Below are 18,630 nucleotides of genomic sequence, written 5' to 3'. Positions count from 1 at the left end.
GCGGGCACCGCGTTTGCTCCGGCGAGTCCGGCATCGAGGTGAGTGCATGGCCGCGCCCGAGCCCAGCCGGCTGTCGTTCGACAACGTCGTGATCGATTTCGCGGGCCGCCGGCTGCTGCGTGACGACGTCGAGCAGCCGCTGGAGCCGAAAGCGTTCGGCGTGCTGGCGCTGCTCGCGCGCTCGCCGGGGGTCGCGGTGCCGCGCGACGCGATCCTCGACGCGGTCTGGGGCCACCGCCACGTCACCCCCGGCGTGCTGAACCGGGTGATGACCCTGCTGCGCCACGCGCTCGGCGAGGACGCGCACGCGCCGCGCTACCTGCACACGGTGCACGGGGTCGGTTACCGCTTCGACCTGCCGCAGGGCGCGCCTGCGGGCGATGCGGCCGCGACGGCTGTCGGCGTCGACGCGCCGGGCGTCGATGCCGGCCCGTCTGGCACCGGTTCGTCCGGCACCGGTTCGCCGACGTCGGCCGGCCCGGCAGCCGACGATGCAGACGCCGCCTCGGGCGATTCCGGCGCCGCGCCGTTCCACCGTCGCGCCGCCGACCGCGCGCCGCCGCCGCGGACGCATCGCGCCGCGTGGCTGCTGGTGCCACTCACCGTGGCGGTGGCCGTCGCCGTCGTCGCCGCACGCTGGTGGCCGAACGAACGGCCCGCCGCGCGCGCGCCCGCGGCCGCGTCCCTTGCGACCGCCGAGCCGACGCTGGTGGTGATGCCGCTGAAGGCGATCGGCGACGATGCCGGCGCGCGCGTGCTCGCCGAGGGACTCAGCGAGGAGCTGATCGGGAACCTTGCACGCATCGACGGGCTGCGCGTGATCGCGCGCGAATCGTCCAGCCTCGCGGCCGGCGACCGCGCCAATCTGGTCGCCCGCCTCGGCGTCAGCCATGCGCTCGAAGGCAGCCTCCAGCAGGCCGACCAGCGGCTGCGCGTGCGCCTGCGGCTGGTCGAGGCCGACACCGGCCGCGCGCTGTGGGCGCGCGACTTCGATCGCGACGCCGCCGAGGTGCTGCTGCTGCAGCGCGAGATCGCCGAGGCCGTCGCGGCGTCGTTGGCGCTGAAGCTCGGGCTGGCCGCCGCGCCCGCGCGCAGCGGCGATGCGGACTTCCTGCGCCGCTACCTCGCCGCGCGCGCGCTGATCGGCCGCCGCGACCTCACGGTCGAATCGTCGTCGGAGACCGCCGAGAGCGAGCTGCGCGCGCTGCTGCGCGAGCGTCCCGACGACGCGCGCGTGCACGCCGCGCTCGCGCTCGCGCTGGAGATCCGCGCGCAGCGCCGCCCGTCGGTGGCGCCGGTGCTGCGGCAGGACGCCGCGCGCGAGGCGGCGATCGCACTGCGCCTGGACCCGCGGCTGCCGGAGCCGTACGCGGTGCTCGGCTCGGCCGACTGCATCGCCAACCGCTGGGAGCGCTGCGTGACCCTGCTCGAGCGTGCGCGCGCGCTGGCGCCGAGCGAGCCGGGGCTGGTCTACCTGTACACGTCGGCGCTGGCGCGGCTGGGCTACCTCGATCGGGCCGAGGCGATCGCGCGCGAGACGCTGCGCCGCGACCCGATCAACCCGGTCGGCCACTTCCAGCTCGGCCGCCTGCTCGACACGCTAGGGCGCCACGACGAGGCGCGCGCGCACCTGGACCGCACCGCGATCGACGGCGCCTACGCGCGCTGGTTCAACGCCGTGTGGCGGCGCGACTACGCCGCCGCGCTGCGCATCGCCGAGCGCGAGATCGGCGCGCCCGACCACCCCGATCCGTACGCCGCGCGGCTGGCGCCGGGCTACGCCGCCGCGTCGCGCGCGTTCGCCGACCCGGCGCTGTGGCCGCAGGCGATCGACGCGTTCGCGCGCTTCGACCGCGTCGCCGACCGCCCGAACTTCTTCGACGTGCTGCGCCCGGACGCGCCGTCGCGCGCCGCGCAGCTGATCGCGACGCTCGACGAGGTGCGCCGGCGCGGCTACTCGAGCTGGGACTTGCTGCTGTGGACGCGCGACTACGCGTTCCTGCGCCGCGACCCCGCGTTCCAGCGCTACCTGCGCGACAGCGGCATCCTCGCGTACTGGCGCCGCCACGGCTTCCCGCCGCAGTGCCGCCCGCAGGGCGACGGCGCGCGCTGCGAGTGACCGCGCGCGCCGGCCCCGCAAACGCGAACGCCCCGGCGGTGGCCGGGGCGTCCGTGTCGCGAACCGCGGTGGATCCGATCAGTACTTGTATTCGAACGACACCGCGTAGCGGCGGCCGAGCAGGTCGTACGTGCCGACGCCGATCGCCGGGAACGGCGGCTCCTCGTCGGTCAGGTTGGTCACCGCGAAGCGCAGCATCGCCTTCTCGCCGAACCGGTAGGACGCGCCGGCGTTGAACGACCAGTAGCTGTCGACCGACAGGATGTCGCGGCTCTCGACCGTGTTCAGCAGGTCGAACACCGCGCCGCTGAGGTAGTTGGCCGAGAACGTCAGCCCGAGGTTCTCGCGCTGCCAGGCGGTGTTGAACTGGTACTGGCGCTCGGAGTTGCCGATCTCGCCGACGCCCTCGTCGCTGACCACGCCGTTGTTCGACCCTTCCAGGCTCTTCGGGAAGTTGCCGATCCACGCGAAGTTGAAGTCGCCGTACCCGTCCGTGCGCAGCTGGTAGCGGACTTCGGCCGAATAGCCCTCGTAGTTCAGGAACTCGCCGTTGACGAAGCCGGTGCGGATGCTCGTCACCTGCCCGTTCGCGTCGCGGGTGATGCGGCTGCAGAACTGGTTGGCGTTCGGCACGTCGGCGGCGTTGAAGTTGTCGTTGTCGAAGCAGCCGGTGGCGATGTCGGCCTGGCCGAGGTTGGCGATGACGCCGTCGATCTCGATCTTGTAGTAGTCGGCCGCCACCACCAGGCCCTCGAGGAACGACGGCGACCAGGTGAAGCCGTACGTCAGCGAGTCGGCCGCCTCGTTATCCAACCCGGTGTTGCCGCCGGTCACGCCCTGCACGGTCGCGCTGACCGCGTTCGACGTGAACGACGCCGGGTTGAGCCCGTAGAACTGGTAGAACGCGGCGCAGTTCGCCGCGCGCGTGGCCGGCCTGGCGCCGCCGGCGACGAGGCGCGTGTCGCACGGGTCGTTGACGAAGGTGAAGATGCTCGCGGTCGGCGTGAACAGCTCGGTGATCGACGGCGAGCGCAGCGAGCGGGTGAAGTTGCCGCGGAACTCGAGGTCGCCGTACGGCTTGTACTGCAGACCGTAGGTGTAGGTGTCGAACTTGCCGTTGATGCTGTTGTCGACCTGGCGGTACTTGCCGATCACGTCGACCTTGTCGAGCAGCGGGATGTCGCTGTCGGGGTTGACCAGAGGCAGCACGAACTCGCCGAACCACTCGTTGGTGTCGAAGCTGCCGCGGGTCGGCGTGATCGGCACCGCGCGGCCGAGGCCGGCGGCGAGGAACGGGCCCGGGTCGAACAGGCCGCTCTCCTTGCGGTACTCGTAGCCGAGCGCGTACTGCAGCGGCCCGCTCCACAGGTCGACCAAGGTGCTGGCGATGTTGACGTTGAACACCTCCTGCTCCTGCAGCGCCTGCGACTGGGTCAGCTCGGTGACGTAGTTGCGCGCCGCGGCGCTCGGTCGGCCTTCGCCGAACAGGTCCAGCGGCACGCAGTTCGGGTCGGCGACCGGCGCGCCGCCGCCGGGGATCACCAGCCCGGCCACCGGCGTCGTGGTGCACACGACGTTGCCGGCCGCGTCGCGGGTGACGTTCAGCGCGTTGATGAAGTTCTGCTGGATCAGCGAGGTGCCGAAGAAGCGCGCGTCGCTGCGGCCGTAGTTGGCCGACGCCTCCCAGAAGAACGTGCGGTTGGCCGCGTCGAAGCTGCCCTCGAGCCCGACCACCGCGCGGCCGACGTCGGTGGTGCCGCTGGCGTTGTTCTCTACCAGGTCGCGCGAGGCGCGCGACAGGAAGAAGCCGGTCTGGCCGAAGCCGGCCAGGGTCGCCTGCGCCTGCGGCGTCAGCAGCGCGTACGTGCTCGGGAAGCGGATCGCGCCGCTGGCGGCGGCGAACAGCGGCGAGTTGTAGATCGACTGGTCGGTCAGCTCGGTGCTTTCGGCGGTGTAGAAGCTGCCCTCGAAGAAGGCCTCGACGTAGTCGTTGAAGCGCCAGCGCGCCGTGGTGAACACGGTCATGCGCTCGAGGTCGGAGATGATCTGGCCCTGCTCGACCAGGTCGAGGCCGTCGCCGCCGCTGGCGTCGACCGCGCTGAACGCATTGCCCTGGTTGTACGGCACGAGGTTGCCGTTGCCGTCGAACGCGTACGGCTGGAACGTCGGGCCGTAGCCGTTGAGCAGCAGGTTGCCGGTGCCGGCGCGGAACGGGCCCGTGGTCGGGTAGATCAGGCCGCCCGGCGGGGTCGAGAAGATCCGGCGGTTGCGGATCAGCACCGCGTTGGGGATGCCGTCGGTGTTGCTGGTGTTGAACGGCACGCTCGGGTCGAAGCGACCGTCGTTGCCGGGCGTGCGGCCCGGCTGGGTGGTGGCCAGCAGCGAGGCGTTCGGGTTGGTGGTGTTGAAGAACGCGTCGGCGAAGTAGTCGCGCTTGCTCTGCAGCACGCCGTCGGAGTTGTCGTACGACATCGAGAACGTGACGTTGCCGCGGTCGTCCTCGCCGAAGTTCGCGCCGATCAGCGCGTAGGCGTTCATGCGCTGGTTGTCGCCCTGCTCGGTGATGCCGTACGTGGTGCCGAACTCGGCGCCCTCGTAGTTGCGGCGCAGGATCAGGTTGACGGTGCCGGCGATCGCGTCGGAGCCGTACGTCGGCGCGCCGCCGATCGCGAGGTTCTCGACGCGCTCGACCATCTGGGTCGGGATGACGTTGAGGTCGACCTGCAGGCCGGGCGCGGCCGGGCCGAAGATCGTCGAGGCGTTGCTCGACACGAAGCGGCGGCCGTTGACCAGGGTCAGCGTGCGGTTGCTGCCGAGGCCGAAGCGGTTGACGAAGTTCACGCCGACGCCGAACGACGACTGGCCGCCCTCCGGGGTCACGCCGGCGCCGAAGCCCGGGATCTCGTTGAGCGCGTCGGCGACGTTGGTCAGGCCTCGGGCGTCGATGTACTCCTTCGACACGACCGTGGCCGGCTCGAGCGTGTCGAAGCCGGCGCGGCGGATGCGCGAGCCGGTGACGACGATCGCCTCGAGTTCGCTGACCTCGTCGTCGGCGGCGGCCTCGGTCGCCGGCGTCGCCGGGGTGGTGGCGGCTTCCTGCGCCTGGATCTGGAACGACAGCGCCATCGCGACGGCGACGGCCAACGGCGCGCGGACCTTGCGCACCGGCATGGCGGGACGGATACCCATGGTGTTTTCCCCAACGGTTGGCTGTTCAGGCAAGACCCGCACGGTGGCCAGACAGCCGCCCCGCGGAATGGACCCCGCTGACCGCCCGAGCGGGTGTCACAGTCGCCTGGGACACTGGAGGGTCAGCCTTGCCGTTACGGCGCATCGCCGCGGCGGGATGCGCCGGCCGCGGGAATTTCCCGGAACCGTGACCGGGGTCGAGTCCGTCCGCGACGGCGGGGCGCCCAGCGCGTATCAGCAGCGGACCGACAGGGGGCGGCGGCCGGGCTGGCCGCCGTCGCTCAGCTGCGCAGGCCGACGCCCTTGCGCAGCAGCCACAGGCCCAGCGCCGCCAGCGCGGCGACGAAGCCGAGCATCAGCGCATAGGCGACCCACAGCGGCACGTCGGACACGCCGAGCAGGCCGTAGCGGAACGCGTTGACCATGTAGAAGATCGGGTTCAGGTGGGTCGCGGCCTCGGCCCAGTCGGGCAGCAGCTTGACCGAATAGAACACGCCGCCCAGGTACGTCAGCGGGGTCAGGATGAAGGTCGGGACGATCGCGATGTCGTCGAACTTCTTCGCGTAGACGGCGTTGACGAAGCCGGCCAGCGAGAAGATCGTCGCGCCCAGCAGCACCGTGGTCAGGGTCACGAACGGGTGCGGCACGCGCACGTCGGTGAACAGCAGGGCGATCGCCAGCACGATCGCGCCGACTGCCAGGCCGCGCGCGACCGCGCCGGCGACGTAGCCGGCCAGGATCACCCAGTTCGGCATCGGGCTGACCAGCAGCTCCTCGACGTGGCGGCCGAACTTGGCGCCGAAGAACGACGAGCTGATGTTGCCGTAGCTGTTCTGGATCACGCTCATCATCACCAGCCCGGGGACGATGAAGTCCATGTAGCGGATGCCGTCCATCTCGCCGACGCGCGATCCGATCAGCCCCCCGAAGATCAGGAAGTACAGCGTCATCGTGATCGCCGGCGGCACCAGGGTCTGGCCCCAGATGCGCAGGATGCGGTTGATCTCGCGGCGCACGATCGTGCCGAGCGCGACCCAGTTGCGGCGCGCGGCGGTGGCGGGCATGTCGACATTGGCCGGCGTGACCGCGGGCCGGGACGGCTGCATCGGCGTGCTCATGCGACCTGCTCCGGCAGCGGCTGCACGGTGCTGTCCTGGGCGTTCTCGCCGGTCAGGCGTACGAACAGTTCTTCCAGCCGGTTGCTCTTGGTGCGCATCGAGCGCACCCGGATGCCGGCTGCGCCGAGCGCGGCGAACACGCGGTTGAGGTCCATCGCGCGCGGCATCTCGATGTCGAGGGTGTGGTCGTCGGCGGCCACCAGCACGGTGCCCTCGATCGCCGGCAGCGCGGCCGGCAGGGTGCCGTCGATGTCGAGCACGAAGCCCTCGACGTCGAGCTTGGCCAGCAGCGTCTTCATCGGCCCGGCCTCGACGATCCGGCCGCGGTCGATGATCGCCACGTTGCGGCACAGGCTCTCGGCTTCCTCGAGGTAGTGCGTGGTCAGGATGATCGTGGTGCCGGCGGCGTTGATCTCCTTCAGCGTCTTCCACATGCCGCGGCGGATCTCGATGTCGACGCCGGCGGTGGGCTCGTCGAGGATCAGCAGGCGCGGGCGGGTCATCATCGCGCGGGCGATCATCAGCCTCCGCTTCATGCCGCCCGACAGCGTGCGCGACATCTTCTCGGCCTTGTCCCACAGCTGCGCGCGGCGCAGCTCCTCCTCGGCGCGCTGGCGCGCGACCGCGCGCGGCACGCCGTAGAAGCCGGCGTAGTTGCACAGGATGTCGAGCGGCTTCTCGAACATGTTGAAGTTGAGTTCCTGCGGCACCAGCCCGACCAGGCGCATCGCGCCGGAGCGGTCGCGCTGCAGGTCGGTGCCGAACACCGACACCTGCCCCGACGTCGGGTTGACCAGCGAGCTGACGATGCCGATCAACGTGCTCTTGCCGGCGCCGTTGGGGCCGAGCAGGGCGAAGAAGTCGCCCTCGGCCACGTCCAGCGACACGCCCTTGAGCGCTTCGACGCCGCCGCCGGATCCGCGGCTGTCGTAGGTCTTGCGCAGGTCGCGCACGCTGAGGGCCGGCGCGGCGCCGGCGACCGGGCGGGTGTCATTCATCGGACGGGCTCGTGCCGCGAGGCGCGCGGCGAACCCCGGTAGTATAGGCGCCGGTTTGGCGGCCCCTCCGCCACACAGCGTTGCAGCCGCGGCCGACCCGTGCGCCGCGCCCCACCGCGCCCGAAGGCGCGATCGAGACCGAACCCCCGCATGGCCATCCAGCACTTCCCGCTCAAGCTCGCCTCGCGCCGCATGATCGCCCCGTCGGTCGGCCACTACGTGTTCGTGCGCGACGACGGCCAGCCGCTGGACTACATCCCGGGGCAGTTCATCCAGGTCCACTTCACCTACGCCGACGGCAGCGCGACCAAGCGCAGCTACTCGCTGGCGACCCAGCACGACCACGCGATGGGCCCGGGCGAGGCGGTCGAGATCGCGGTCAGCTACGTGCCCGGCGGCGCGGCGACCGCGCTGTTCGAAGGGCTGCAGATCGGCGGCACGCTCGAGGCCAGCGGCCCGTTCGGGCGCTTCTGCCTGATGCCGGGCGACACCAACGCGCGCTACCTGCTGATCGGCACCGGCACCGGCGTCACCCCGTACCGCGCGATGCTGCCGGAGCTGGCGAAGCTGATCGCGCAGCGCAACGTCGAGGTGGTGCTGCTGTTCGGCGCGCGCACGCCCGACGAGCTGCTGTACGGCGACGAGTTCCGCGCCTTCGCCGACGCCCACCCGAACTTCCGCTTCGTGCCGTGCTTCTCGCGCGAGCTGCCGGCCGCCGGCTCGCCGCACGCGCACGCCGACGTGCGCCACGGCTACGTGCAGAACTTCCTTGCCGAGTTCGGCCCGAACGCGGCCGGCGACATCGCCTACCTGTGCGGCAACCCGAACATGGTCGACGCGTGCTTCGAGGCGCTGAAGGCGTTCGGCCTGCCGGTGCCGCAGGTCCGGCGCGAGAAGTACGTGAGCAGCAAGTAGCCGGCGCCCGCAACGCGTCCCCGCCGCCGGCCGCACAGGTCGTCGGTCACATTCCGCGTGTCGCCTCCGTCTGACATCCTGACGGCTGGATGGCCACACACGGACAGGGACACATGCGCACCACTCGATCCACCCGCCGACGCCCGGCCGCGCGCTGGGCGCTGGCGCCACTGGCGGCCGCGCTGCTGCTGGCCGGCTGCGACCGCACCGCAGCGCCCGACGCGGCCGCCGCCGCGGGCGCGACCCGCGCGTACGGCGACATCGCGTTCAAGCCGTGCACGCTCGCGAACGACTTCAGCACCGCGAGCATTCCGGCCCAGTGCGCGCGCTTCGCCGTGCCGGAGAATCCGGCCGCGCCGGGCGGCCGGACGATCGAGCTCAACATCGCGTGGCTGGCGGCGACCGACGAAAGCGCCACCGCAGAGGACCCGGTGTTCTTCCTCGCCGGCGGACCCGGCCAGGCCGCCACCGAGGTGTGGCCGATCCTCGACGCCGCGTTCGCCGAGGTGCGCAAGCACCGCCACGTGGTCCTGGTCGACCAGCGCGGCACCGGCAAGTCGAATCCGCTGGTCTGCCGCGACGCCCAGGGCAACAGCGCGGTCATGGACCCCGAGGCCACCCCCGACGCGTCGGCCGCGATCGAGTTCGCGCGCCGCTGCGCCGCGTCGCTGAAGGCCGACACGCGCTTCTATTCGACCAGCGACGCGATCGCCGACCTCGACCGCGTGCGCGCGGCGCTCGGCGCCGAGAAGATCAACCTCGTCGGCGGCTCGTACGGCACCCGCGTCGCCCAGCAGTACGCGGCGCGCTACCCGCAGCACACGCGCAGCGTGGTGCTCGACGGCGTGGTGCCGAACGAACTCGCGCTCGGCAACGACCACGCCAAGAACCTCGACGCGTCGCTGGCACTGCAGTTCGCCCGCTGCCAGAAGCTGCCGGCGTGCGCATCGAAGTTCGGCAGCGACCCGCGCGCAAGCCTGCGCGCGCTGATGGCGCGGCTCGAGCAGGCGCCGGTCGAGGTCGAGTACCGCGACCCCGGCACCGGCGCGCCGCGCACCGAGACGCTGACGTCCGACACCGTCGCCGGCCTGACCCGCATGTTCGCGTACGCGCCGCAGGCCGCCGCGCTGCTGCCGCTGGTGCTCAACGAGGCCGACCAGGGCCGCTACGCGCCGCTGATGGCGCTGGCGCAGATGATCCAGGGCCAGGTCAGCGAGCAGATCATGCACGGCATGCAGCTGTCGGTGATCTGCGCCGAGGACGCCGACCTGCTGGTCAAGGACCCGGCCGACGACGACACCGTGCTCGGTAACACCCTGGCCGACGTGCTGATCGAGCAGTGCAAGGCATGGCCGCACGGCAAGCGGCCGGCCGACTTCCACGCGCCGTTCAAGTCGGACCTGCCGACGCTGCTGCTGTCGGGCGAGTTCGATCCGGTGACGCCGCCGCGCTACGGCGAGCAGGTCGTCGCGACCCTCGCCAACGGCCGGCACGTGGTGCTGCAGGGCCAGGGCCACGGCACGTTCGGCGTCGGCTGCATGCCCAAGCTGCTGGCGCGCTTCATCGACACCACCGACGCCAAGGCGCTCGACACCGCGTGCCTGGACAGCGTCGGCTACGTGCCCCCGTTCACCGGCTTCAACGGTTGGGAGCCGTGAGGCGCCCCCGACAAGGATCGACCCGATGATTACCGCTCACCAGCTGCACAAGCAGTTCAAGACCAAGACCGGCGTGGTCAACGCCGTCGACGGCGTCAGTTTCGAGGCGCGCGACGGCGAGATCACCGGGCTGCTCGGCCCGAACGGCGCCGGCAAGACCACCACGCTGCGGATGCTGTACACGCTGATGCAGCCCGACCAGGGCCAGGTCGTCGTCGACGGCGTCGACGCGGCGCGCGACCCCGAGGCGGTGCGCCGCGCACTGGGCGTGCTGCCCGACGCGCGCGGCGTCTACAAGCGCCTGACCGCGCGCGAGAACATCGCGTACTTCGGCGAGCTGCACGGCCTGTCGAAGGCGACGATCGCGCTGCGCACGCGGGCGCTGTCGACCGCGCTCGACATGGACGACATCCTCGACCGCCAGACCGAGGGCTTCAGCCAGGGCCAGCGCACCAAGACCGCGATCGCGCGCGCGCTGGTCCACGACCCGCGCAACGTGATCCTCGACGAACCCACCAACGGCCTGGACGTGATGACCACGCGCGCGATGCGCGGGTTCCTGCGCCAGCTGCGCGACGAAGGACGCTGCGTGATCTTCTCCAGCCACATCATGCAGGAGGTCGCCGCGCTGTGTGACCGCATCGTCATCGTCGCCAAGGGCCGCGTGGTCGCGTCGGGCACCGCCGACGAACTGCGCGCGCAGACCGGCGAAGCCAACCTGGAAGACGCCTTCGTCAAGGCGATCGGCAGCGACGAGGGCCTGCACGCATGAAGACGTCCACCTTCGCCGCCACCTGGGCGGTCATGCGCAAGGAGCTGCGCGACATCGGCCGCGACCGGCGCACGCTGGCGCTGGCGCTGCTGCTCGGCCCGCTGCTGTACCCGGTGCTGATGCTCGGCATGGGCTCGCTGGCCGAGAAGCGCGCCAAGACCCAGCTCGACACCGTGCTCGAGGTGCCGGTGCTCGGCGCCGAGCGCGCGCCGAACCTGGTCGCGTTCCTGGCCACGCGCGGGATCAAGGCGGTCGCGCCGCCGGCCGACCTCGACGCGGCCATCGTCCGCCAGGACGTCGACGTCGCGCTGCAGGTCGGCGCCGACTTCGCCGACGACTGGCGCGCCGGCCGGCCCGCGCTGATCGAGATCGTGCAGGACAGCACCCGCCGCGACGCCGAGATCCCGAGCGCGCGCCTGCGCGCGGCGCTCGACGCCTACGGCCGCCAGGTCGGCGCGCTGCGCCTGCTCGCCCGCGGCATCGCGCCGACGGTGGTCGAGCCGGTCAACGTCGCCGCGCGCGACCTGGCCACGCCGGAGGCCAAGCGCGGCCAGGTCCTGGCCTTCATCCTGCCGTACCTGCTGATCTTCTCGTCGTTCATCGGCGGCGCGGCGTTGATCCTCGACGCCACCGCCGGCGAGCGCGAGCGGCAGTCGCTCGAGCCGCTGCTGGCCACGCCGGCGCGGCGCGGCGCGATCGTCAGCGGCAAGATCGCCGCGGCGTGCGCGCTCGGGCTGGCGTCGCTGGTGCTGACGATGCTCGCGTTCAAGGTCAGCGCGCAGCTCGGCGGCGCGAGTGCGCGCTCGCTCGACGTGAGCTTCCCGGCGATCGCGACGATCCTGCTGATCCTGGTCCCGATGCTGTTCGTCGGCACCGCACTGCTGACCTACCTGGCCGCCGGCGCCAAGAGCACCAAGGAAGCGCAGAGCCACATGACTTGGCTGATGCTGATGCCGATGATCCCGACGCTGGTGCTGGCGATCAATCCGCTGAAGACGCAGCTGTGGCAGTTCGCGGTGCCGTTCCTCGCGCAGAACCAGATGCTGCTGAAGGTGATCCGCGCAGAGCCGATCACCGCGCAGATGTGGATCGTCTACCTCGTCGCAGGCTTCGGCCTGGCCGCGGTGCTGTGGTTCGCCGCGGTGCACCGCTACGGTCAGGAAAAGCTGGCGATCTCCGGCTGACCGCCAGCGCGGATGCCGCAACGCAAAAGCCCGGCTTCGGCCGGGCTTTTTCTCGGACGGTTCGGCCCCCTCTGCCGTGGCCGCGCGGCTACCGCTGCAGCACCCGCCACTGGCCCGGCGCGAGGTCGCCGAGCGCGTGCTCGCCGATCGCCACCCGCACCAGCCGCAGCGTCGGCAGCCCGACGGCGGCCGTCATCCGCCGCACCTGGCGGTTGCGCCCTTCGCCGATCGTGATCGCCAGCCACGCGTCCGGCACGGTCTTGCGGAACCGCACCGGCGGATCGCGCGGCCACAGCGCCGGCGCGTCGATGCGCTCGACCGTGGCCGGCCGCGTCGGCCCGTCGTTGAGCACGACGCCGCGGCGCAGCGCGTCGAGCTGCGCGTCCGCCGGTTCGCCTTCGACCTGCACCCAGTAGGTCTTGGGCTGCTTGTGGCGCGGGTCGGTCAGCCGGTGCGCGAGCGCGCCGTCGTCGGTCAGCAGCAGCAGCCCCTCGCTGTCGTGGTCGAGCCGCCCGGCCGCGTACACGTCCGGCGGCAGGCCGAGGCCGGCCAGCGTCGGCCGCGGCGGATCGCTGCGGTCGGTGAACTGGCACAGGACGCCGTAGGGTTTGTTGAGGGCGATGAGCATGGGGGTGGCTGTCGCCTTGGGTTGCTCGAGTTTGAAGCAAGGGCTTCCACGCGCTGCGCGCGCGGGTCACCTTTGGACCCGCAACGAGACGTGACTCGGGCGCGAAGCGCACGAAAGCCGTTGGCTTCTGCGCGAAGGCAACGGCATTGCTGGAGAATGACTTCGCGTGCCTGCAAGCGCGCCACTTCCATCGAGAACGCGCTGCAGCACGAGGTCGCAGGCCGCGCCGGCCCCGACCTCACCCCACGCCGGGCTTATGCCTGGGGGGGCTTCTTGAACCGCAGGGTCATCCGGTCGCTCTCGCCGATCGCCTTGTACTTGGCCGCATCGGCCGGCTCGTGGCGGTTGACCGGCGGCAGCATCCACACGCCGTTCGGGTGGTCCTTGGTGTCCTTCGGGTTTGCGTTGACCTCGCTCTGGCCGTCGAGCACGAAGCCGGCGGCCTGCGCCAGCGCGATCACCTGCGCCTGGCCGACGTAGCCGGAGCGGTCGTCGGCCGGGACGTCGGCCTTGGCGCGGTGCTCGACCACGCCGAGCGTGCCGCCGGGCTTGAGCACGTCATGGAAGCCCTTGAACATCGCCTCGGCGGTGCCGCCCGAGCGCCAGTTGTGCACGTTGCGGAACGTCAGCACCACGTCGGCCGACCCCGGCGCGCCGAACACCGGCGCCTTCGGGTTGTACGCGACGATCGCGGTGCGGTCGTACTGCGCCGGCCCGCCGGCGAGCTTGGCCTCGAAGTCGGTGCGCGCCTTGGCGTAGTAGTCGCGCTGGCGGCCGGCGTCGAAGGCCATCGGGTCGACGATCGCGGCGACGTAGCGGCCGCGCTCGCGCAGGTACGGCGCGAGGATCTCGGTGTACCAGCCGGCGCCCGGGGTGATCTCGACGACGGTGTCGTCCGGCTCGACGCCGAAGAAGCCCAGCGTCTCCTTCGGGTGGCGGAACCCGTCGCGGGCGACGTTGGCCGGCGTGCGCCAGCTGCCGGCGATGGCAGCGTCGAGCGACGCGGCGGCGGCGGAGGCCGAAGCCCCGGCGCTGGCGTCGATCGACGGGGCGGTCGTGGCGCAGGCGGACACGGCGAGGGTCAGGGCGGCGGCGAGCAGGAGGGTCGAACGCATGGCGGTGGCCTTGTCTGGAGAAAGCGGATGGAGGGAGGCGGGGATGCAGCGCCCACCGTCGCAGCGGCCGTGTTAGCCGGGCGCGAGCGCGGCGGTGCGGCGGTTCTCCGCGGCGATCAGCACGGCCGCGACGAAGTAGCACGCGGCCATGCCGAGCGGGATCACGGTGAATACGGACGCGGGCGCGAGCAGATGCAGCGCGGTGGCAACCACCACGCTGCCGATGCCCAGCGCCGCGTAGCCGCGCGAGCGGTACAGCCACCCGTACGGCAGGAAGTGCGAGCCGAACAGCGCGCCCATCGCCAGCGGCACCAGCCGCGGGTCGCGCGCGAACACCGCGATCACCACCGGCCAGTACGCCAGCTGCACGAAGTTCAAGGTCATGCCGAGCCCGGCCAGCGGGTGGCGCTTCTCCATCAGGTCGCCGCCGAACGCGCGGGTCAGCGCCCAGCCGAGCGGGAAGATCGCACCGGTGCCGAAGAACAGCGCCAGCGAAAGCAGTCGGTCGCCCCAGCCGGAATAGGCGCCGAGGCCGGCCATCACCAGCCAGTACACGCCGCCGGCGATCGGCATGCCGATGCCGCGTCGGGTGATTCGGGCGAGCTGCTCGCGCAGCAGGTCGATTTCCGTCATCGGGCGGGCTTCCGTCGGGTGGCGCGTGCGGGCGCGGGTGGGCCGGGGACGCCGAAGGTAGCGCGGTCGGTGCCGCCCGCGCCCGTGTCGTCGGTCGCGGCCTGGTAGGCGGCCGCCTCGTCGAGCAGCCAGCCGCGCAGCGCGGCCAGGCCGGCGTGGCGCTCGCTGCGCGGCGGGTACACCAGGTAGTGGGCGAACTCGGCCTTGAGCCGCTGCGGGAACAGCGACTCGAGCAGGCCGGCCTCGACCAGCGGCCGGGTCAGGCTGAGCCGGCCGAGCGCGATGCCCAGGCCCTCGACCGCCGCGCGGTGCAGCGTCTCGGAGTCGTCGAAGCTGGCGACGTAGCGCGCCGGCGCGGCGCCGCCGAAGCGCTCGAACCACGCGCTCCAGCGCCCGCCGGGCGCGCCCAGCAGCGGGAACTGCCCGAGCGTGGCCAGCGTCGGCCGGCCGAGCCGGGCGATCAGCGCCGGGCTCGCGGTCGGAATCACCCAGTCGTCGAACAGGTGCACCGCCACCAGCCCCGGCCACTGGCCGCGGCCGTAGCGCAGGCCGGCGTCGACGCGTGCGTCGCGCTCGAAGTCGACCAGCGAGATCGTCGACTGCAGGTTGATCTGCAGCTGCGGCTGCGCGGCCAGGAAGCGCGGCAGCCGCGGCAGCAGCCAGCTCGACGCGAACGACGGCATCACGGTCAGCGTCAGCATGTCGTCGCGGCGCACGCGGAACGGACGCAGTGCCTCCTCGATCTCGTCCAGGTGCGGAGCCACGCGCTCGAACAGCGCGCGGCCGTCGTCGGTCAACGCCACCCCGCGTGCGGCGCGCACGAACAGCGGGTGGCCGACGCGCTCCTCGAGCGCGCGGATCTGGTGGCTCAGCGCGCTGACCGTCAGGTGCATCGACTCGGCGGCGCGCGACAGGTTGCCGGCGCGCGCGGCGGCGACGAAGCCCTGCAGGGCGTGCAGCGGCGGGCGGCTCATCCGGGCTCCTTGGCTTGAATCATATTCAACACTGGCTTGCAGAAGTATCGCTTTTTCAGCCGAAAGGCGGGGAATAACCTGCGAACCATTCAAGGAAGACCCCGCGCGACGGACCGCGCACCGCCACGGAGCAACGCCATGAACGTCTACAAGAACCTGATGTTCCTGCACGGCCATTTCGCCCACCCGCGCGATGCCGACGGCCCGCCCGCCCCCGCGGCGCAGCCGTCGCCGACGCCGCGCACCGCCCCGCGCACGGACGCGCTCACCGCCCTCCGGAGCACCACGATGAACCTGTTCAAGAGCCTGATGTACCTCGGCGGCCTCGAGTCGGTCAGCCTGCGCATCGACGAGCCGGACGACGCGTTCGGGCCGACCTACGGCAACCGCGTCGCCGCCGAGCGCAGCTTTGGCCGCGCACCGGCCGCGCCGGCGCCGTTGCCGCCCGCGCCCGAGCGCTCCCGCTGCGTCGACCGCTTCGACCTCGACGCCTGCGCCGCCGGTGCCTACCGCTGACCGCGGGCGTCGCGGCGCCGTTACCCCGCGCACACGCCGACGCACTACCATCCACGCGTCGACCGCCGCCGGGCGCTGACCGCCACGCGATCGCGCCCGCCGCGCGCCCGCTGCGAAGTCCCGGCGCCGGCGTCGTGCCACGGGGGGCGCATGCTGCAGAAGATCATCATCGCGGTGCTGTCGCTGGCGCTCGCCGCAGTCGGCGGCGCGTTCGCGTTCTCGCTGTGGGCGCCGAAGGCGGTGCAGCCGGCGGCGGTCGCGCCCGGCGCCGCCGCGAGCCGCTTCCTGGCCCCGGTGGCGGCGTCGCTGGCGCCGCTGACCGCCGGCCCGATCGTGTCGAAGTCGGCGGTGGTTTCCGCCGAGAAGCCCGGCGGCACCGCGTTCGCGTACGAGTACGTGCCGCCGAAGAACGCATCGCTGCAGGACACCTTCGCGACCGTCCGCGACCGCGACCTGCTGCGCAAGCTGCCGGAGATCCAGTCGATCGACGGGCTGCTGACGCTGCCGGCGCCGCTGCGTTTCCTGACCGCCGAGTGCAAGAGCGTCGACGCGTTCTACGAGCCGGAGCGGCGCGAAATCGTGCTGTGCTACGAGACGCTGGAGATGCTGTACGCCCAGGGCGAGGCCACCGCGGCGGCGAGCGAGCTGGGCAAGGACTTCCCCGAGCAGTACGTGCTCGCCAACGTGCGTTTCATCCTGCTGCACGAGACCGGCCACGCGCTGGTCGACCTGCTCGAGCTGCCGATCACCGGCCGCGAGGAGGACGCCGTCGACCAGCTCGCCACCGTGCTGATGCAGAAGTTCGCCAGCGTCGACGAGACCCCGACCCAGACCGCCGAGAACCTGCGCATGGCGGCGAACTGGTTCCTGCAGCGCAGCAAGGGCCAGTACAACCTCGACGCGTACGCCGACGAGCACGCGCTCGGCGAGCAGCGCTACTTCAACCTGCAGTGCCTGATCTACGGCCACGACCCGGTCGGCTTCGTCAGCATCGTCAGCGACGGCGACCTGCCCGAGGCGCGCGCGGCGCGCTGCCCGGCCGAGGTCGAGCGCGTCGAGCGCTCATGGCTGCGGCTGCTGCTGCCGCACATCGCGCCGAAGTTCCAGATGACCGAGCAGCAGGCGCAGCGCTACTTCGAGCAGCGCGAGCGAGAGCGCAGCAAGGGCGCCGAGGCGCCGTACGTGCGCTGAGGCCCGCCGCGGCTAGCGCGGCGCGTCGGCGCCGAGCGCCGCGTCCAGCGCCGCATCGATCGTCGACACCGCCGCGACGAACACGTTGGCCTGGCCGTTGAACAGGTGCCCGGCCTCGGCCAGCCATGCCGGCTTGCGCCGGCTGGCGAAGCGCAGCGTGCGGCCGTCGGCCGAGAACGACGGGGTGAAGTCCAGGCCGGCGGCATTGAGCGGCGACGGCAGGCGCACCGCGCGCGACCAGCCGTCGCCGTCGCGCCGCACCGCGAACAGGTCGCCGTCGGCGATGCCGTCGCGCTGGCTCCAGAACACCGCGGTGCGGCCGTCCGGAGACAGGGTGAAATCGCCCTGCTGCCGGCCGTCGTTGAACGGCGCGCCGAGCGGCTCGGGCGCGCCGATGCCGCCGGCGCCGACGCGCGCGCGGTAGATCGCCAGCGGCGCGGGGCCGCCGCCGCGGGTGCTGTTGAAGTACAGCCAGCCGCGGTGCAGCTCCGGGCCGAGCTCGACGCCGGGGCTCGACAGCGCCGGCAGGTGCTCGGGCACGCCGAAGCCGCCTTCGTCGACCGCCACGCGCCACACGTCGAGGTCGGCGCGCGGCGCGTCGCCGCGCAGCGGCCGGTTCGACACGAAGTACAGCGTGCGGCCGTCCGGCGTCAGCCACGGGTCGGAGTCGCTGTAGCGCGGATCGGTGAACGGCACCGGCTCAGGCGCGGTCCAGCCGGCGCCGTCGCGACGCGCGGCCAGGATCACCGCGCCGTCGAAGTCCGGCCCCGACCGCGCAAACACCAGCCGTTCGCCGCGCGCGTCGACGCTCAGGTTGTAGTCGTTGCGCGCGCCGGACAGCCAGCCGGCGCCGACCAGTCGCGCCGCGCCGTCCGGCGTCGTCGGCAGCACGCGTTCCGCGTCGCCGACCGGCATCGATGGCGCGCCCGGCATCGGGGGCAGCGCCGCGTCGGCGGCGGTCGACGCGACCACGTCCGAGAACTGCCCGCGCTGGGCGACGCCGCCGTCGCCGAGCACCTCGAACGCCATCGGCCACGGCACGCCGGCGACGTCGCGGTAGTCGAGCTCGCGCACCACCGTGCCGCCGTCGAAACGGTTCTCGACGACGCGGCCGCTGGCCGGATCCAGCCGCACCTCGAACGGCGCCACGCCGCGCGGCGACACGCGCACGCGATCGCCATTGCCCGGCGCCGCCTCGTAGCCGGTGCCCGGGTCCTGCAGCATCGGCAGGAAGTGGTACGCGACGTGGTCGCGGTACGGCTGGGCCAGCGCCGGGCCGAGCACGTCCCACTGCCCGCCGGACCAGCGCCAACTGCCGTCCTCGCCGGACCACACGCGGGTGTCCGCCGACGCGTCGTGCACGTGGAGCGCGCGGGTGCGCGGCAGCAGCGCGTAGCGCGCGTCGCGGCGCACGCGGCCGGCGGCGTCGGTCACCACGAGACGGTAGTCGAACCGGGCCACCGCAGCGGCGGCGTCGCCGCCGAACGCGCCGCGCACGCGCGCCTGCGCGGAAGCGTCTCGATCGCTGCCGCGCTGGGCGACGGCGTCCTGCGCGGCGGCGGGAACCGCCGCGCCGGCGAGGCACAGCAGCAGCGACAGCGGGGCGGTGCGGTGCATGGT

At 72.4% G+C, this 18,630-nt stretch carries 15 protein-coding genes; 7 read left to right on the top strand and 8 right to left on the bottom strand.

The features are described from left to right. Window positions 1-46 precede the first annotated feature (46 nt). The gene (locus D3A60_RS00815) at window positions 47-2,119 is read left to right on the top strand and encodes a winged helix-turn-helix domain-containing protein (protein WP_119716827.1); all 2,073 of its coding nucleotides are present in this window, start codon (window positions 47-49) and stop codon (window positions 2,117-2,119) included. Between the two features lie 78 nt (window positions 2,120-2,197). On the opposite strand, the gene D3A60_RS00810 is transcribed toward D3A60_RS00815, so the two are convergent. The 3 genes from D3A60_RS00810 to D3A60_RS00800 form a co-directional block, all read right to left on the bottom strand. Then, window positions 2,198-5,308 (bottom strand): TonB-dependent receptor domain-containing protein, encoded by a 3,111-nt coding sequence (locus tag D3A60_RS00810; RefSeq protein ID WP_231120347.1) that lies wholly within the window; start codon window positions 5,306-5,308, stop codon window positions 2,198-2,200. Window positions 5,309-5,589: 281 nt separating this feature from the next. Beyond that, the gene (locus D3A60_RS00805) at window positions 5,590-6,372 is read right to left on the bottom strand and encodes an ABC transporter permease (protein WP_407062752.1); all 783 of its coding nucleotides are present in this window, start codon (window positions 6,370-6,372) and stop codon (window positions 5,590-5,592) included. Between the two features lie 50 nt (window positions 6,373-6,422). Further along, entirely contained in the window at window positions 6,423-7,424 is a 1,002-nt protein-coding gene (locus D3A60_RS00800) for an ABC transporter ATP-binding protein (protein WP_119716825.1), read from the bottom strand. 150 nt (window positions 7,425-7,574) lie between these two features. On the opposite strand from D3A60_RS00800, the gene D3A60_RS00795 reads away from it, so the two are divergent. The 4 genes from D3A60_RS00795 to D3A60_RS00780 all read left to right on the top strand — a co-directional run bounded on the left by D3A60_RS00795 (window position 7,575) and on the right by D3A60_RS00780 (window position 11,953). After that, the gene (locus tag D3A60_RS00795) at window positions 7,575-8,339 is read left to right on the top strand and encodes a ferredoxin--NADP reductase (protein WP_119716824.1); all 765 of its coding nucleotides are present in this window, start codon (window positions 7,575-7,577) and stop codon (window positions 8,337-8,339) included. 113 nt (window positions 8,340-8,452) lie between these two features. Next, entirely contained in the window at window positions 8,453-9,997 is a 1,545-nt protein-coding gene (locus D3A60_RS00790) for an alpha/beta hydrolase (protein ID WP_119716823.1), read from the top strand. A gap of 25 nt (window positions 9,998-10,022) precedes the next feature. Beyond that, complete coding sequence (locus D3A60_RS00785; RefSeq protein WP_119716822.1) at window positions 10,023-10,769, top strand: ABC transporter ATP-binding protein; 747 nt, start codon at window positions 10,023-10,025, stop codon at window positions 10,767-10,769. Then, window positions 10,766-11,953: an ABC transporter permease gene (locus D3A60_RS00780; RefSeq protein ID WP_119716821.1), complete on the top strand. Its 1,188-nt coding sequence runs from the start codon at window positions 10,766-10,768 to the stop codon at window positions 11,951-11,953. The genes D3A60_RS00785 and D3A60_RS00780 overlap by 4 nt, the downstream gene beginning before the upstream one ends. Before the next feature lie 88 nt (window positions 11,954-12,041). Here D3A60_RS00780 and D3A60_RS00775 read toward each other — a convergent pair whose 3' ends face one another. The 4 genes from D3A60_RS00775 to D3A60_RS00760 all read right to left on the bottom strand — a co-directional run bounded on the left by D3A60_RS00775 (window position 12,042) and on the right by D3A60_RS00760 (window position 15,303). Beyond that, window positions 12,042-12,581, bottom strand: coding sequence for a pseudouridine synthase (locus D3A60_RS00775; RefSeq protein ID WP_119716820.1), 540 nt, complete (start codon window positions 12,579-12,581; stop codon window positions 12,042-12,044). Window positions 12,582-12,835: 254 nt separating this feature from the next. Beyond that, complete coding sequence (locus tag D3A60_RS00770; RefSeq protein ID WP_119716819.1) at window positions 12,836-13,696, bottom strand: class I SAM-dependent methyltransferase; 861 nt, start codon at window positions 13,694-13,696, stop codon at window positions 12,836-12,838. Window positions 13,697-13,768: 72 nt separating this feature from the next. Next, window positions 13,769-14,329 (bottom strand): DUF7010 family protein, encoded by a 561-nt coding sequence (locus tag D3A60_RS00765; RefSeq protein WP_119716818.1) that lies wholly within the window; start codon window positions 14,327-14,329, stop codon window positions 13,769-13,771. After that, entirely contained in the window at window positions 14,326-15,303 is a 978-nt protein-coding gene (locus tag D3A60_RS00760; protein WP_119716817.1) for a LysR substrate-binding domain-containing protein, read from the bottom strand. The genes D3A60_RS00765 and D3A60_RS00760 overlap by 4 nt, the downstream gene beginning before the upstream one ends. A gap of 138 nt (window positions 15,304-15,441) precedes the next feature. Here D3A60_RS00760 and D3A60_RS00755 point away from each other — a divergent pair, with 138 nt between their 5' ends. Together D3A60_RS00755 and D3A60_RS00750 are read left to right on the top strand one after the other, a co-directional pair. Continuing rightward, complete coding sequence (locus tag D3A60_RS00755; RefSeq protein WP_119716816.1) at window positions 15,442-15,819, top strand: hypothetical protein; 378 nt, start codon at window positions 15,442-15,444, stop codon at window positions 15,817-15,819. A gap of 150 nt (window positions 15,820-15,969) precedes the next feature. Continuing rightward, the gene (locus D3A60_RS00750) at window positions 15,970-17,010 is read left to right on the top strand and encodes a DUF4344 domain-containing metallopeptidase (protein ID WP_231120346.1); all 1,041 of its coding nucleotides are present in this window, start codon (window positions 15,970-15,972) and stop codon (window positions 17,008-17,010) included. Window positions 17,011-17,022: 12 nt separating this feature from the next. Here D3A60_RS00750 and D3A60_RS00745 read toward each other — a convergent pair whose 3' ends face one another. Then, on the bottom strand, window positions 17,023-18,627 hold the full coding sequence (locus D3A60_RS00745; RefSeq protein WP_196778602.1) for a TolB-like translocation protein: 1,605 nt from the start codon (window positions 18,625-18,627) through the stop codon (window positions 17,023-17,025). Window positions 18,628-18,630: the final 3 nt, after the last annotated feature.

The sequence above is a fragment of the Cognatilysobacter tabacisoli genome (assembly GCF_003586305.1).
GTDB lineage: Bacteria > Pseudomonadota > Gammaproteobacteria > Xanthomonadales > Xanthomonadaceae > Cognatilysobacter_A > Cognatilysobacter_A tabacisoli.
The sequence above is the reverse complement of the archived record's forward strand: the minus strand, read 5'-3'. Positions and strand labels throughout refer to the sequence as shown.